Source organism: Dactylosporangium sp. NPDC051087 (assembly GCF_055586325.1).
The window spans coordinates 235,311-249,683 of record NZ_JBVJIJ010000019.1 but is presented as its reverse complement, the minus strand read 5'-3'; the positions used below and the strand labels follow the sequence as shown (position 1 = coordinate 249,683).

Here is a 14,373-nt window from a genome sequence, read left to right as displayed (position 1 = left end):
CAAGCGATGCCCGAGCCTGATCAGCGCCGCCGCCCCCTGTACTGGCTGCTGGTGATCCCGACCGTCGCACCCCTGGCCGTGCCGCTCTACAACCGCCTCGACCCGTGGCTGCTCGGGGTGCCGTTCTTCTACTGGTACCAGCTGGCCTGCGCGGTCCTCGCGACCGTCGTCATCTCGATCGTCTACGTCGGGGTCCGCCGGAAGACGGACCGATGAGCGACCGGGACGTCGAGATCGCCGTGTTCGTCGTGCTCATGGGCGCGATGATGGTGGTCGGCTTCGCCGCCGCGCGGTGGCGCCGGCCGCAGAGCATCCACAGCCTCGAGGAGTGGGGCGTCGGCGGCCGCGCGTTCGGCAGCTGGGTCACCTGGTTCCTGCTCGGCGGCAGCATGTACACGGCGTACACGTTCGTCGCCGTGCCCGCGCTGACCTACGGCGTCGGCGCGCTCGGGTTCTTCGCGGTGCCGTTCGCGATCGCGACGACCCCGGTCGCGTTCATCCTTTCGGCGCGGGCGTGGTCGGTGTCGCACCGGCACGGGTTCGTCACGCCCGGCGAGATGGCCGGGGCACGGTTCGGGTCGCCGGGGCTGTCGGCGCTGGTCGCGGTCACCGGGATCGTGGCGACGATGCCGTACGTGTCGGTGCAGCTGCTGTCGCTGCAGGCGGTGTTCAAGACGCTCGGCGTCGACGGCGAGTGGCCGCTGCTCGTCGCCGTCGGCCTCGTCTCGGTGAGCACGTTCCGGTCCGGGCTGCGGGCGCCGGCGCTGCTGTCGATCGCGAAGGACATCCTGCTCGTCTGGGTCGTCGTGTCCGGCGTGCTGATCGTGGCCATGTCCGGCGGATGGGGCACCACGTTCCGGCTCGCCGCGGACCACTTCGCGCGCACGCCGTCGCCGACCGACGGGCTGCTGCTGACCGGCGCCGGGCAGGTCGGTTACCTGACGATGGTCGTCGGCTCCGCGCTGTCGATCTTCGCCTACCCGCACGCGGTCATCGCGATCATCGCCGCCCGGGACCGGTCGACGGTGCAGCGCAACACCGCCGCCCTGCCGATCTACTGCCTGGCGCTGGGCCTGATGGGGCTGCTCGGCCTGTTCGCCGTCGCCAACGGGGTCGTGCCGGTCGGCCGTGACCTCAACACGGTCACCCCGCAGCTGTTCCACAACCTGCTGCCGGGCTGGTCGGCGGGGATCGCCTACGCCACGCTCGGCGTCGCCGCGCTGATCCCGGCCGCGGTCATGTCGATCGCGGCGGCGAACGCGTTCACCCGTTCGATCTACCGGCAGTACATCCGCCCGGACGCCGCCCCCGCCGAGGAGGCGCGGGTCAGCCGGTGGGCGTCGCTGGTCGTGAAGTTCGGCGCGGTCGCCGTCATCCTGCTGCTGGATCCCGCGTACTCCGCGGAGCTGCAGCTGATCGGCGGCGCCGTCATCCTGCAGACGATCCCGGCGGTCATGTTCGGCCTGACGACCGCGTGGTTCCATCGCGCCGCGCTCATCGCTGGCCTGGTCACGGGCCTCGTCACGGCCGTGGCCATGCTGTACCAGATCCCGCAGCTCGGACCGGGCGGCGTGGTGGTGAAGGCGCACTTCGGCGGCTCCAGCTGGTCCTTCGGGGGCGGCGTCATGGTGTACGTGGGCCTCATCGCCCTGCTCGCCAACCTGGTCGTCGCGGTGGCGGGCACGGTGGCGCTCCGGCTCGCCGGGGTGCCCGGCGGCCGGGACCGGACCACGCCGGACGACTACACCGCCGACGTCGACGACCCGATGGTGAAGCGCCTCGACGACCTGCTCGACGGTCTTCCCCGCGCGCCGGGCGGCGCGCACACCCGCCCGGTGGTCCCGCAACGGACCTACGCGTCGGACCGCGCGCCGGGAGCGGACCGCTTCGGGACGTGGCGGCGGTAGACGCTGACGGTCGGGTCACCGGTGAGCCAGAAGCGCCACGGCACGTCGTGCGCGCCGGTGACCCCGACCCTCGGGCCGGTGGACACCTCGGCGACCAGCGGCGCCGGCGGCGGCTTCAGCAGGGGCGGGTCGCCGAGAAGGTACGTGCCGTAGAAGTCGCGGTCGACGCCGAGCGCCGAGCACAGCCGGGCCGGGCCGCGGGCCAGCTCGGCGTCGGTGCGGGCGGCGCGGCGGCGGGCCCGGGCGGCGGGCAGCCCGTCGACGACCTCACCGGCGCGCAGCAGGACCGCCGACGCGGTGCCCTCGACACCGGTGACGACGTTGACGCAGTAGTGCATGCCGTAGGTGAAGTAGACGTACGCGTAGCCGGCCGGCCCGAACATGATCGCGTTGCGCGTGGTGCGGCCGCGGTGGGCGTGGGAGGCGGGGTCCTCGCCGGTGCCGGAATACGCCTCGACCTCGGTGAGCCGGACGGTCACCCCGCCGGCGGTGAGGGTGCAGCCCAGCAGCGCCCGCGCGGCGACGTCGACGGGCCCGGTGAGGTCGAGGCTCATCCGGTGATCCGGCCGATGCGCAGGACGAGGGCGTCGACCGCCTCGCCGAACGGCGGCCACGGGAAGCCGGGCACGAACTGGCGCATCATGACCGCGCCGTGCAGCGACGTCCACAGGGTGGTCGCGTCGGCGAACGGGTCCGTGCTGGCGGAGCGGCCGGCGGCGACGCAGGCGGCGAGCCCGTCGACGAGGACCTCGAAGGCCTGCAGCCGGCTGCGCCAGCGCGGCGGCACGTCCTGCATCCGCAGCGGGGACTTGAGCTCGGGGCGGCCTTCGCGGAGCCGCCCGAACAGGACCCGGTAGCGGGCCGGCTCCCGCTGGGCGAAGTCGACGTAGGCGTGGCAGCCGGCGAGCAGCGACGCGACCGGGTCGTCCTGTGCCGTGCCGGCGGTGCTCAGGATCAGCAGGCGGAGCCGTTCGAACGCGATGTCGAGGACCGCCTCGATGATGGCGTCGCGGTCGGCGAAGTGGGCGTAGATCGACGGGGCGGAGATGCCGGCCTCGCGGGCGACGGACCGCAGGGTGATCGCGGCCTCGTCGCCCTCGCGCTCGAGGATGCGCTCGGCGGCGGCGACGATCTCGTCCCGCAGGAGGCCGCCCTCGCCCCTGCGGTTGCGGGTGCGGCCTCCCGGGTTGCTCATGCCGCCGCCCGCGGCGTCCGCCTGAGCCGAACCTGCATCATGATTCGCTCGCTCATCGGTCCATCATGCCGGTTGCGAGACCAGGGCCGCCCCGGTGGGCGCACCGTCCACCGGGGTCGCGGCGGCGGGTGTACCGGTGGCCGCCGGCGCCGCCGGCGTGGGCGCGCCGCCCGTGGCCGGGCGGATGAGCGCGACCGCGAGGGCCATCAGGAACGCGATCCCCGCCGCGACCAGCGCGCCGCGGTCCATGGCGGCGGTGAAGGCGGCGTCGGCGGCGTCCAGGACCAGCTGCGCCTGGGCGGGCGGCATCGCGGCGGCCGCGGCGTGCGTGGCGGGCAGGTCGGCGCCGGGCAGGACCAGGCCGGGGTCCGCCTGGTACGCCGAGGAGACCACCGTGCCGAGGACCGCGATGCCGAGGACGCCGCCGAGCTCCCGGATGACGCTGTTCAGGGCGCCGGCCGTCGAGCCGTGCTCGGCGGGGACCGAGCCGCTGATCTGCAGGCTGGCGGGGGCCATCATCATGCCCATGCCGAGGCCGATGACGCCGGTGCCGAGGGCGACCTGCCAGAACTCGGTGTGCACCCCGGTCGTGGACAGCGAGAGCAGCCCGGCGACCGCGAGGGACAGGCCGAGCACGAGGGTCCACCGCACGCCGAGCCGCTTGGACAGCAGCGCCGACGTCGCGGACGTGGTCGCCATCGCCAGGGCGAACGGCATCGCGCCCAGCCCCGCGACCAGCGGGCTGTACCCGTGCACGAGCTGCAGGTACTGCGACAGCTCGAACAGCGTGCCGAACAGGACGAAGAACACGACGGCCAGGGACAGCGCGGCGAGCAGGAACGTCCGGTTGGCGAACAGGTCGAGCCGCACCAGCGGCGAGGACGCCCGCAGCTGCCAGGTCACGAACGCCACGGACAGCAGCACGGCGGCGCCCAGCTCGGCGAACCCGACGCCGGCGGTCCAGCCGCGCGTGGGTGCCTGGATCACGAAGTCGACGAGCAACGCCACGGCGGCGGTGGAGAGCACCGCGCCGAGGACGTCCAGCCGCCCGGTCCGTACCCGCGGAACCGCCGGAACCAGGCGGGACACCGCGACGAGCGCCGCGGCCACCAGCGGCACGTTGATCCAGAAGGCGCTGCTCCACGAGTAGTGCTCCAGCAGCGCCCCGCCGGTCACGGGCCCGATGAGCACCCCGATGCCGGCCGCCGCCGACCAGGCCGCGAACGCCTTCGGCCGCTCGGCGGGCGGGAAGATCCTGGTGATGATCGCGAGGGTGGCCGGCATGACGAACGCGGCGCCGAGCCCCATCACCGCCCGCCACGCGATCAGCTGCGCCGGCGTGTCCGACAGCGCGGCGACCGCCGACCCGCCGCCGAAGACGGCCAGGCCGCCGATGAGCGCCCGCCGCGAGCCGAGCCGGGCGCCGAGGCTGCCGGCGAGGATCAGCGCCGCCGCGAAGACCAGCGTGTACGCGTCGGTGATCCACTGCAGGTCCGAGGTGGTGGCGTGCAGCCCGTGCGCCAGGGACGGCAGCGCGGTGTTGAGCACGGAGTTGTCGAGGGTGACGGCGACGAGGGTGAGGCTGAGCACCGCGAGCGCGGCCCACCGGCGGGGATGTTCGGACATCGGAGACCCCTTACGGACACTTGTGTTTACGCCCGTAAGGTTAACCATGTCAGCTAACGCATGTAAAGTTAGTTGAGCGGGATCCAGGACGTGGCCGTCGTCACCTCCGCCAGGACGTCCGGGATCGGCGCGACCCCGATCCCCGGCCCGGCCGGCACCGCCACGTGCCCGCCGGTCAGGACGAACGGCGGCGTGATGTCGCGGGCGTAGTACCGGTCGGAGGCGGACGTGTCGCCGGGCAGGGTGAAGCCGGGCAGCGCGGCCAGGGTCACGTTCGCGGCCCGGCCCACGCCGGTCTCCAGCATCCCGCCGGCCCACACCGCGACCCCGCTGGCGGCGCACACGTCGTGGACCCGCCGCGCCTCCAGGTGGCCGCCGACCCGGCCGGGCTTGATGTTGACGATCGAGCACGCGCCGAGGGCGATCGCGTCGGCGGCGGCGCGGGCGCTGACGATCGACTCGTCCAGGCAGATCGGGGTGCGGACCAGCCGGGCCAGGGCGGCGTGCCCGCGCAGGTCGTCCTCGGCCAGCGGCTGCTCGATGAGCAGCAGGTCGAACGGGTCGAGCCGGGCGAGCTGCCGCGCGTCGCCGAGGGTGTACGCGGTGTTGGCGTCCACCTGCAGCAGCACGTCGCCGCCGAAGCGCTCCCGGACGGCCCGGACGGGTTCGACGTCCCAGCCGGGCTCGATCTTCAGCTTGATCCGCAGGTACCCGGCGTCGAGGTAGCCGGCGACGGCGTCCAGCAGCGCCGGGACCGAGTCCATGATCCCGACGGACACGCCGGCCGGGACCCGGTCACGGACCGCGCCGAGGAACCCGCCGAGCGGCAGGCCCGCCTCGCGCAGCACCGCGTCGAGCACGGCCGTCTGCACCGCTGCCTTCGCCATCGGGTGGCCCTTGAAGCCGGCCAGGCGGGTCTCGACGCCCCACGCGTCCAGGTCGGCGCCGGCCAGCGCGGGCGCGAAGAAGCGGCGGATGACCTCCTCGGCGGCGGAGACGAACTCCGAGGAGTACAGCGGCGCGCTCATCGTCACGCACTCGCCCCAGCCCTCCGCGGCGGCGCCGACCGCCCGGACGAGCAGCACGTCGCGCTCCACCTCGGTGCCGAACGACGTGCGGAACGGCGCGACCAGCGGCATCGCGATCCGCCGCAGCTCCAGACCCTCGAACCGCATCTACGCCTCCTCCAGCAGGTACTGCCCGTCACGGGTGAGGCCCGCGACCCGCCAGCCGGCGGCGAGCGGCCCGGCCATCGCCTCGCGCACCGCGAGCCGCCACCGCTTCGCCGCCGCCGGGTCGCTCACCCGCAGCTCCTCCACGTCGGCCGGGATCCCGACCAGCACCTGCCCGGCCCCGGCGACGACCTCGGCCGGCGTGCCGTGCGCGGCGGCGACCACCTCGGGGGCGTCGAGCCGCCACACGAGCAGCAGCCGGTCGCTGAGGTCGCCGCTGTTGATGCCGTCGGCCATCGCGCCGTAGAACTCCGGCAGGTAGCGCACCGCCCGCCCGCCGAGCTTGCGCAGGTTGAAGTTCGCGTTGCGCAGCACCAGGGGGTCGTAGGTCCAGCGCACCTCCGGCACGTCCCGGGCGAGGGTCCACGCCCGCTGGTGCAGCTTCAGCGCGAACCCGACGCCCCGGCCCAGCCCGCCGGGCTCGACGCCGGCGACGTAGGAGTGCAGGTGCGGGGTGCCGGTCGCGTCCCGGCCGAAGAAGCCGACGGCCGCCCCGGCGAGCGTGCCGCCGCGGTACGCCCCGGCGACGTAGTTGCCGGAGTGCGCGTACGTGCGCAGCAGCCCCGGCGAGGCGACCTCCGCCGGGTGGCCGGCCCGCCACACCCGCTGCAGCAGCAGCGACACCTCCTCGAAGGAGACGCGCTCGTGCACCTGCACCCCGGCGCGCCCGGCCGCCGCCGCGGCGCACTCCCAGGCGTCGATCGGCAGGCCGGTCACCGGCCGATCGCGTCCACGAGCCCCGCGACGAGTGCGGCCCGCTCCGGCATGCTCGCCAGGTCGGACCACTCGCCCTCGGCGTGCGCCCGGCCGCCGATCACGCCGAGCCCGTCGAGGGTCGGCACGCCGATGCCGGCGGTGAGGTTGCCGTCGGAGCCTCCGCCGACCGCCTCGCCGATGAGCGGGGGCAGGCCGAGGTCCGCGGCGACCCGCTGGGCGAGCGCGAACATCGACGCCGACGCCGACTCGGGCATCGCCGGGCGGGACGGGCCGAGCTCGACGGTCAGCTCCGCGCCCGGCAGGACCGGCCGCAGGTCGCGCAGCGCCGCGTCGACCCGGGCCAGCTCCGCCGGGTCGAACGCCCGGACGTCGACGCTGAGCCGCGCGGCCGCGGGCACGGTGTTGCTCGTCGTCCCGGCGGTCGAGTCGGTCGGGGTGACGGTCGTGCCGGGCGGGGCGCCGAGCTCGGCGATCCGCAGCACCTGGTGCGCCAGCTCCACGCCGGCGTTGATGCCGAGGTGCGGAGCGACGCCTGCGTGCGACGCCCGGCCGGCGATCCGCAGCGAATAGTGCGCGATGCCCTTCCGGGCGATCTTCACCCTGCCGTCGGAGCTGCCCTCCAGGACGAGCGCGCCGGCCGCGCCGGCGGCGGTGTCCTCGATGAGCGCCTGCGACGTCGGCGAGCCGATCTCCTCGTCGGAGTTGCACACGACCGCGACCCCGTCGAGGTTCCCGACGGTGGCCAGCGCCGCCAGGGCATGGAAGAGCACGACGAGGCCGCCCTTCATGTCCACGACGCCGGGGCCGGTGCAGCGGTCGCCGTCGACGGTGAAGGGCCAGCGGGCGAGGGTGCCGATCGGCCACACCGTGTCGAAGTGCCCGATCAGCACGACCCGCACCGGCCCGGCACCGAACCGCCATCGCAGGTGCGGGCGGTCGGCGACGACGACCCGCTCCGGCGCCTGACCGGTGCACCGGCGGCCGAGCTCGGCGACGACGTCGGCGCACCTGGCCAGGGCGTCGAGGTCGGCGGACGGTGACTCCACGGCGACGAGTCCGGCGAGGTCCTCACGCAGCACGGGCGCGGATGCCCGGAGTTTCTCCAACGCGCTCATCGATCCAACCTAACTCCGATCTTCACCGGGGGACCTCCGATACGCGGGCATGGTTGCGTCGCCGAGAGTCGGACACCCGGCGGCGCGCAGCCGCGACCGTCGATAGGTTCGGGTGGTGCGGGTGAGGCTTCTCGGTCCGATCGACGTGGTCGTCGGCGGTGCCGCGCGCCCCGTGCGGGGGCAGCGGCGCAAGGCCGTCCTGGCGGTCCTGGGGCTGCACCCGGGCGAGGTCGTGAGCACCGGCCGCCTCGTCGACCTGGTGTGGGGCGACGCGCCCCCGCCCAATGCCGTCAACGCGTTGCAGAGTCACGTGTCGTACCTGCGGCGCACCCTCGACGACAAGGCGGCGATCACGTCCCGCCCGCCGGGATACCTGCTCAGCGGCGACGGCACCGACGTCGAGGTCGCCGAGCGGCTCATCGCGGCGGGCCTGCAGGCGGGGCTGGAGCCCGCGGCCCGCGCCCGGCACCTGCAGGCGGCGCTCGAGCTGTGGCGGGGCACGCCGCTGGAGGACACCGGCGGGCTGCCGTGGCTCGACGAGCAGGCGGACCGGCTCGGCCAGCTGTGGCTGCGCGGGCGCCGGGGCCTGCTCGAGGCGCGGCTCGGCCTCGGCCAGCACGCGCAGCTGCTGCCGGACCTGGAGCGGCTGACCCGGGAGCATCCGTTCGACGAGCAGCTGCACGGGCTGCTGATCCTCGCGCTGTACCGGCTGGGCCGGCAGGCCGACGCCCTGGCCACGTTCCGCCGGCTGCGCGACACGCTGGACGACGACCTCGGCATCGAGCCGGGTGCGGCGCTGCGCGAGCTGGAGGGGGCGATCCTGCGCCAGGACCCGGGCCTCGCCGCGCCGTCCGGGGAGACGGTCACCGTGCACCGCGACACCGTCCCGGCGCAGCTGCCCCTGGCGGTGCGGGCGTTCGCCGGGCGGACCGACGAGCTCGCCCGCCTCGACAAGCTCCTCGCCGACCGCTGCCGGGCCGACCATGACCCGGCCGACCATGACCCGGCCGACCACGACCGGGCCGGCGGCGAGGCGGCGGTCGCCGTCGTCACCGGCACCGCGGGTGTCGGCAAGTCCACGCTCGTCGTGCACTGGGCGCACCGCGCCGCCGAGCGGTTCCCCGACGGCCAGCTGTACGTGAACCTGCGCGGCTTCGACCCCGGCGGCCGGCCGGTCGACCCGGCCGACGCGGTCCGCGGGTTCCTCGCCGCGTTCGGCGTCGCCGCCGAGCGGATCCCCGCCGACCTCGCCGCGCAGGCGGGGCTGCTGCGCAGCCTCCTGGCGGGCAGGCGGGTGCTGATCGTGCTCGACAACGCCCGCGACGCCGCACAGGTCCGGCCGCTGCTGCCCGGCACGCCCGGCTGCCTCACCGTCGTCACCAGCCGCGACGCGCTCACCTCCCTGGTCGCGCTGGAGGGCGCGCTGCCCGTCACCGTCGACCTGCTCAGCCCCGGTGAGGCCGGTGACCTGCTGATCCGCCGGCTCGGCGCGGCCCGGGTCGCCGGTGAGCCCGCCGCCGTCGCCGAGATCGTGGCCCGCTGCGCCCGGCTGCCGCTCGCGCTCGCCGTCGTCGCCGGGCGGGCCGCGACCCGGCCGGAGCTGCCCCTGGCGGACCTCGCCGCGTCGCTGCGGGCCGCCGGGCCCCTCGACGCCGTCGCGGCCGACGACCCGGTGGCCGACCCGAGGGCCGTGTTCTCGTGGTCGTACCGGGCGCTGCGGCCCGCCGCCGCGGAGCTGCTGCGCCGGGTCAGCCTCGCGCCCGGCACCGACCTCGGCGCCGACGCGATCGCCAGCCTCGCCGGGGTGCCCGCCGCCGCGGCCCGCGCGCCGCTGTCCGAGCTGCTGCACGCCAACCTCGTCTTCGAGGACACGCCCGGCCGGTTCTGCCTGCACGACCTGCTGCGCGCGTACGCCGCCGAGCAGGCCGCCGTCCACGACGCCGCGCCCGGCTACCGGCTCGCCGTGCACCGGCTGCTCGATCACTACCTGCACACCGCCGACGCCGCCGCCCGGCTGCTCGACCCGTCCCGCGCCCCGCAGCCGCTCGGCGACCCGCGGCCCGGCACCGTCGTGCCCCGCCACGCCGGCCGTGACGAGGCACTCGCCTGGTTCGACACCGAGCGCGGGCCGCTGCTCGCCGCCGTGCACCTCGCCGCCGACGCGGGCTTCGACCGGCACACCTGGCAGCTCGCGGCGGCGCTGACCACGTTCCTCGACCGGCGCGGCCAGTGGCACGACCTGGCCGCCGTCCACGAGGCCGCGGTGCGCGCCCAGCGCCGCTCGGGGGACCACACCGGGCTCGGCGACGCCGCGTGCGCGCTGGGCCGCACGTACGCGCGGATCGGCCGCCACGAGGACGCCGAACATCACCTGGGTGCGGCGATGTGGGTGCACGAGCAGGTCGGCGACGTCGCCGGGCTGGCCCGCGCCGGCTACCACCTGGGCCGGCTGGCGCTGCACCTGCACCGCCTGCCGGAGGCGCTGACCCTCACCGAGCAGGCGCTGCGCCGCTTCGAACGGCTCGGCGACCGGCTGTGGCGGGCCCGCGCCCTCAACGCCACCGGCACGGTCCTCGGCCGGCTCGGCGAGCACCGGCAGGCGCTGCAACGCTGCCGGGAGGCGCTCACCGAGACGATCGCGCTCGACGACCGGCCCGGCGAGGCGGCCGCGTGGGACGCCGTCGGGCACTCGCACCACCGGCTCGGCGACCCGCGCCAGGCGATCGCCTGCTTCGGGCACGCGCTGCGGGCGTATCTGGAGGTCGGCGACCGCTCCGGCGAGGCGGCCGTGCTGGTCCACCTCGCCGACGCCCACGACGACGTCGAGGAGCCGGCGGCCGCGGCCGAGCACCGCCGCCGCGGCCGGTCGATCCTCGCCACCCTCGACGGCCAGGTCTCAGGCGGTCGCCTTGCGTAGTGCCGTCCAGGACAGCGCGGCCAGCGCCACCACCCCGACCCCTGGCAGGCCCGCGAGCAGGACCAGCGCGCTCTGGTCGACGAGCCAGTGCCCGACCGCCGACCAGCTGCCGTACTTCGTGATCAGCCCGGCGGTGAGGCCGAGGGCGACCACGACGACGCTGATCGCGCCGAAGACGCCGTTGGTGCGCCACCGCACGTACAGGGCGCCGAAGGTGATCCCGATGAGGCTCATCAGCAGCATCGGCACGCCGTAGATGAGCAGCTGGGCCGGCACGCTGAACCGGTCGACGAACCCGAGGCCGAAGAACCACACCCGCACCCCCCAGCCGCCGGTGGCCCGCTCGATCGCCTGCAGGGCGACGAGCAGCGCGGCGTAGATCGCGGTCTGCGCGAGGGTGAACAGGCCGAGCGCGACGCCGAACTCGCGCCGGGTGACGCTCATGCCGAGCGCGAACGGGAACTGCTGCGCGACCGCGACCGCACCGAACGCCAGGGCCGTGAAGTAGACGCTGGCGAGGCCGCCGGTCACGCCCTTGTCGCCGATGTCGTCGCCCATCGAGCCGAACACGAACAGGTTGACGGCGAACGAGAGGAAGAGGATGACGAGCGGCCACAGCAACCCGTCGCGGCGGCCCGCCGCGTGGAGCCGGGCGATGGCGAAGACGCGGTTCATGAGACGGCCTCCCGTGCGTCGGTGGGGGGTGTCGAGCCGCCCGGCGAGGTCCGGCCGGGCTGCGCGGCGCTGGTGATGCGGACGACGAGCTGCTGCAGCGAGACGGGCTCCACCCGGACGCCGGCCTCGCGGGCGCGGCCGGCGGAGACGTCGCCCCGCACGGTCGCGCGGGTCAGCCCGCCGAGCCGGTCGCGGTGCAGCTCGTCGGTGTTGGCGGTGAGCGCGTCGACCGCCGGCGCCGGTCCGGTGACGGTGACGACCTGGCCGCGCAGGGTGTCGACGGCCTCGGACAGCAGGATCCGGCCGCGCTCGATGAGCAGCACGTGCTCGATGAGGTCGCTGACCTCGTCGATGAGGTGCGTGGACAGCACGACGGTGCGCGGGAACTCGGCGTAGTCGGCGAGCAGCCGGTCGTAGAACAGCTGCCGGGACACGGCGTCGAGGCCGAGATACGGCTCGTCGAAGAACGTCAGCGGGGCGCGGGACGCGAGGCCGATGACGACGCCGAGCGCGGACAGCATGCCGCGGGACAGCTTCTTCACCGGCCTGCCGACCGGCAGCTGGAAGTCCGCGACGAGCGACCGGGCGAACGCCTCGTCCCACGCGGGGTGCAGCAGCCGGCCGGCGAGCAGCACGTGCCGGACCTTGAACGTGTCCGGGTAGCGCTGGCTCTCCTTGACGAAGCTGATCCGCTGGAGGACGGCCGCGTTCTCGACCGGGTCGGCGCCGAAGACGCGGATGGTGCCGCCGGTGGCGAACTGCTGCCCGGTCAGCAGCTGCATGAGGGTGGTCTTGCCGGCACCGTTGCGGCCGAGCAGGCCGTAGATGCCGTTGCGGTGCAGGTCGAAGCTGACGTCGTCGAGGGCCGTGACCGGCCCGAACCGCTTGGACACGCCCTGCACGGACACGACGGGGGTCATGGCTGCTCCTCGTAGCGGTCGATCATCGCCTTGAGCTCGGCGGGGTGGATGCCGAGCTTCGCCGCCTCGGCCAGCAGCGGCTGCAGGAACTGCTCGCCGAACTGGTCCTTGCGGCGCTGCCGGAGCTTGGCCTGCGCGCCGGGGGTGACGAACATGCCGATGCCTCGCTTCTTGTAGAGCACGCCGTCGTCGACGAGCTGGTTGACGCCCTTGCCCGCGGTCGCGGGGTTGATCCGGTGGAAGGCCGCGAGCTCGTTGGTCGACGGGACCTGCGCCTCCTCGGGCAGGGACCCGTCGATGATCGAGTTCTCGATCTGCTCTGCGATCTGCAGGAAGATCGGCCGGCCGTCATCCATCAGCTTGGTTCGTCGGTTCATTACTCATGTAACTAACCATGCAACCTCGACGGCGCCGACGTCAAGACCGCGGGACGGGTAGCGTCGAGGTGTGCAGAAGATGGCATGGCTGGCCGTGCGCGACCGGGACCCCGCGGCGGCGCTCGGGCTCACCGAGATCGGCGAGACGGGCTGGCGGGCGGGCGTCGACCTGGCCTACTTCACCGACGACCGGGTGATCGTCACGCAGCCCGTCGACGGCTGGATCCTGGTCCTCGGCATGGCGCTCATGAAGGACCGGCCCGACGTGACCGGGCTCTCGGCGGCCCTGGACACCGAGGTGCAGTTCTTCTCGTCACATCGGGGCCTGCAGGTGTACCGCTGGCAACGCGCCCGCTCGGGAGACCTGCTCCGGTCGTTCGCCGCCGACGACGGCGAGATCGACGAGCTCGGCGAGGCCTCCGAGCTGGAGCGGTCCTTCGGCGAGCTGGTCGACGACGGCGACGTGCACGCGGTGGCGGCACAGTGGAGCGTCGACCCCGGCACGGTGAACGTGCCCGTCCGGGTGTTCACCAGTAGGACATAGACGGGATCTTCCATTCGTCGATATCTATGCCGCAGGCTCGACGCATGACTCGTCTGCTCTCGCAGCTCACCCTCGCCCTGGTGCTGGTCGCCGCGCTGATCACCGGGCCCGCCGTCGTGGCACCCTCGACCGCCGACGCGGCACACGCGTCGGTCTACTCCTCGTGCACCATCTCGGGCTGCTCCGCCGCGCGCACCGCCCGGGCCGGCTGGAGCTCACTGGGCTTCCCCACCGCGCGCAACTGGTACGCGTGGCCGTACGGGCAGTACAACTTCGCCGGCGGCCAGTTCTACAACCGGGAGGGCCAGCTGCCGTCGGGCGCGACCTACTACGAGTACGACGTCGTGCCCCGCAGCAAGGGCGCGGCCCGCGACGCGAAGCGCATCATCATCAACCGCAGCACGGGCGTGACCTGGTACTCCCCCGACCACTACGCGAACTACTACCGGCTCTGACGCTTCACCGGCAGCCCGGGCCCGGCTCCACGGACGGGCCCGGGGCGCCGCTCAGCTGCCGCCGCGACGGCCGCGGCTGCGCCACGAGAACGGGCCGGGCAGGTCGTAGCGGTGCGCCCGGGTCTTCGAGTTCCACGACCACTTCCCGATCTTGATACTCCAGGAGGACAGGCCCTTCGGAGTGAAGTTCAGCACCAGTGGGCCGAAGCGCATCGCCTTGCGGAACAGGATCGGCACGGGTCCTCCTCGGGGGTGTGCCGTCCAGGATGACCTATGCGTGCCAGTGCCCGGGTTGAGGGGTCGGTCTACGTTGGACACATGGCCCAACAGGTGAAGTACGACCGCCGTGAACAGTACGAGCAGATCGTGTCAGGTCTGCTACCCGGCGAGACCATCATCGCCGTCTACGACGCCGTCGGCATCGGCACCGGGTTCATCGGACTGACCGACCGCCGTGTGATCCTGCAGGACCGCTCGTTCGTCGGCAAGCGCCTCGCCCTCACGTCGATCCCCTACTCGAAGGTGACCGCGGTCTCCATCGTGAGCAACAAGTCGTGGGCCGGCAGCTTCTTCAGCAGCGGCAACATCGCGCTGCACGTGGGCACGCACACCTACGAGATCGAGGTCCGGGGGGTGGAGAAGACACAGCACATCCACAACGTCGTGCTGCACTACGCCGCCGCGCACTAGGGG

At 74.1% G+C, this 14,373-nt stretch carries 16 protein-coding genes; 6 read left to right on the top strand and 10 right to left on the bottom strand.

The genetic code is table 11. The features are described from left to right. Positions 1 to 6: 6 nt before the first annotated feature. The gene (locus tag ACZ6TV_RS33575) at positions 7 to 216 is read left to right on the top strand and encodes a DUF3311 domain-containing protein (RefSeq protein ID WP_465301505.1); all 210 of its coding nucleotides are present in this window, start codon (positions 7 to 9) and stop codon (positions 214 to 216) included. Beyond that, positions 213 to 1,907 (top strand): sodium:solute symporter family protein, encoded by a 1,695-nt coding sequence (locus ACZ6TV_RS33570; protein ID WP_465301503.1) that lies wholly within the window; start codon positions 213 to 215, stop codon positions 1,905 to 1,907. The genes ACZ6TV_RS33575 and ACZ6TV_RS33570 overlap by 4 nt, the downstream gene beginning before the upstream one ends. Here ACZ6TV_RS33570 and ACZ6TV_RS33565 read toward each other — a convergent pair. The 6 genes from ACZ6TV_RS33565 to ACZ6TV_RS33540 form a co-directional block, all read right to left on the bottom strand. Beyond that, on the bottom strand, positions 1,853 to 2,461 hold the full coding sequence (locus tag ACZ6TV_RS33565) for a DNA-3-methyladenine glycosylase (RefSeq protein ID WP_465301501.1): 609 nt from the start codon (positions 2,459 to 2,461) through the stop codon (positions 1,853 to 1,855). The two genes, ACZ6TV_RS33570 and ACZ6TV_RS33565, sit on opposite strands and share 55 nt — an antisense overlap. Next, a complete protein-coding gene (locus ACZ6TV_RS33560) occupies positions 2,458 to 3,102 on the bottom strand; it encodes a TetR/AcrR family transcriptional regulator (protein ID WP_465301499.1) in 645 nt (214 codons plus the stop codon). The genes ACZ6TV_RS33565 and ACZ6TV_RS33560 overlap by 4 nt, the downstream gene beginning before the upstream one ends. A 63-nt stretch (positions 3,103 to 3,165) precedes the next feature. After that, positions 3,166 to 4,728, bottom strand: a complete 1,563-nt coding sequence (locus ACZ6TV_RS33555) for an MFS transporter (RefSeq protein WP_465301497.1) — start codon at positions 4,726 to 4,728, stop codon at positions 3,166 to 3,168. Positions 4,729 to 4,796: 68 nt separating this feature from the next. After that, a complete protein-coding gene (gene menC, locus ACZ6TV_RS33550; protein ID WP_465301495.1) occupies positions 4,797 to 5,903 on the bottom strand; it encodes an o-succinylbenzoate synthase in 1,107 nt (368 codons plus the stop codon). Further along, positions 5,904 to 6,677: a GNAT family N-acetyltransferase gene (locus ACZ6TV_RS33545; protein ID WP_465301493.1), complete on the bottom strand. Its 774-nt coding sequence runs from the start codon at positions 6,675 to 6,677 to the stop codon at positions 5,904 to 5,906. Further along, entirely contained in the window at positions 6,674 to 7,792 is a 1,119-nt protein-coding gene (locus ACZ6TV_RS33540) for a M20 family metallopeptidase (RefSeq protein WP_465301491.1), read from the bottom strand. The genes ACZ6TV_RS33545 and ACZ6TV_RS33540 overlap by 4 nt, the downstream gene beginning before the upstream one ends. Before the next feature lie 121 nt (positions 7,793 to 7,913). Here ACZ6TV_RS33540 and ACZ6TV_RS33535 point away from each other — a divergent pair, with 121 nt between their 5' ends. Beyond that, positions 7,914 to 10,709: an AfsR/SARP family transcriptional regulator gene (locus ACZ6TV_RS33535; protein ID WP_465301489.1), complete on the top strand. Its 2,796-nt coding sequence runs from the start codon at positions 7,914 to 7,916 to the stop codon at positions 10,707 to 10,709. On the opposite strand, the gene ACZ6TV_RS33530 is transcribed toward ACZ6TV_RS33535, so the two are convergent. Genes ACZ6TV_RS33530 through ACZ6TV_RS33520 form a run of 3 tightly spaced genes read right to left on the bottom strand, consistent with a single transcriptional unit; the run spans position 10,689 to position 12,660 of the window. Then, a complete protein-coding gene (locus tag ACZ6TV_RS33530; RefSeq protein WP_465301487.1) occupies positions 10,689 to 11,384 on the bottom strand; it encodes a hypothetical protein in 696 nt (231 codons plus the stop codon). The two genes, ACZ6TV_RS33535 and ACZ6TV_RS33530, sit on opposite strands and share 21 nt — an antisense overlap. Then, positions 11,381 to 12,304 (bottom strand): ABC transporter ATP-binding protein, encoded by a 924-nt coding sequence (locus ACZ6TV_RS33525; protein WP_465301485.1) that lies wholly within the window; start codon positions 12,302 to 12,304, stop codon positions 11,381 to 11,383. The genes ACZ6TV_RS33530 and ACZ6TV_RS33525 overlap by 4 nt, the downstream gene beginning before the upstream one ends. Further along, complete coding sequence (locus tag ACZ6TV_RS33520; RefSeq protein WP_465301483.1) at positions 12,301 to 12,660, bottom strand: GntR family transcriptional regulator; 360 nt, start codon at positions 12,658 to 12,660, stop codon at positions 12,301 to 12,303. Before ACZ6TV_RS33520 ends, ACZ6TV_RS33525 begins: the two co-directional genes overlap by 4 nt. Before the next feature lie 100 nt (positions 12,661 to 12,760). On the opposite strand from ACZ6TV_RS33520, the gene ACZ6TV_RS33515 reads away from it, so the two are divergent. Both ACZ6TV_RS33515 and ACZ6TV_RS33510 read left to right on the top strand, forming a co-directional pair. Continuing rightward, positions 12,761 to 13,225, top strand: a complete 465-nt coding sequence (locus tag ACZ6TV_RS33515; protein WP_465301584.1) for a hypothetical protein — start codon at positions 12,761 to 12,763, stop codon at positions 13,223 to 13,225. A gap of 44 nt (positions 13,226 to 13,269) precedes the next feature. Continuing rightward, positions 13,270 to 13,680, top strand: a complete 411-nt coding sequence (locus ACZ6TV_RS33510; RefSeq protein WP_465301481.1) for a ribonuclease domain-containing protein — start codon at positions 13,270 to 13,272, stop codon at positions 13,678 to 13,680. Positions 13,681 to 13,731: 51 nt separating this feature from the next. Here the strand turns inward: ACZ6TV_RS33510 and ACZ6TV_RS33505 are convergent, their stop codons facing one another. Beyond that, the gene (locus ACZ6TV_RS33505; protein WP_465301479.1) at positions 13,732 to 13,917 is read right to left on the bottom strand and encodes a DUF4236 domain-containing protein; all 186 of its coding nucleotides are present in this window, start codon (positions 13,915 to 13,917) and stop codon (positions 13,732 to 13,734) included. Positions 13,918 to 13,998: 81 nt separating this feature from the next. Here ACZ6TV_RS33505 and ACZ6TV_RS33500 point away from each other — a divergent pair, with 81 nt between their 5' ends. Then, positions 13,999 to 14,370: a PH domain-containing protein gene (locus ACZ6TV_RS33500; protein ID WP_465301477.1), complete on the top strand. Its 372-nt coding sequence runs from the start codon at positions 13,999 to 14,001 to the stop codon at positions 14,368 to 14,370. The last annotated feature ends 3 nt before the right edge of the window (positions 14,371 to 14,373 follow it).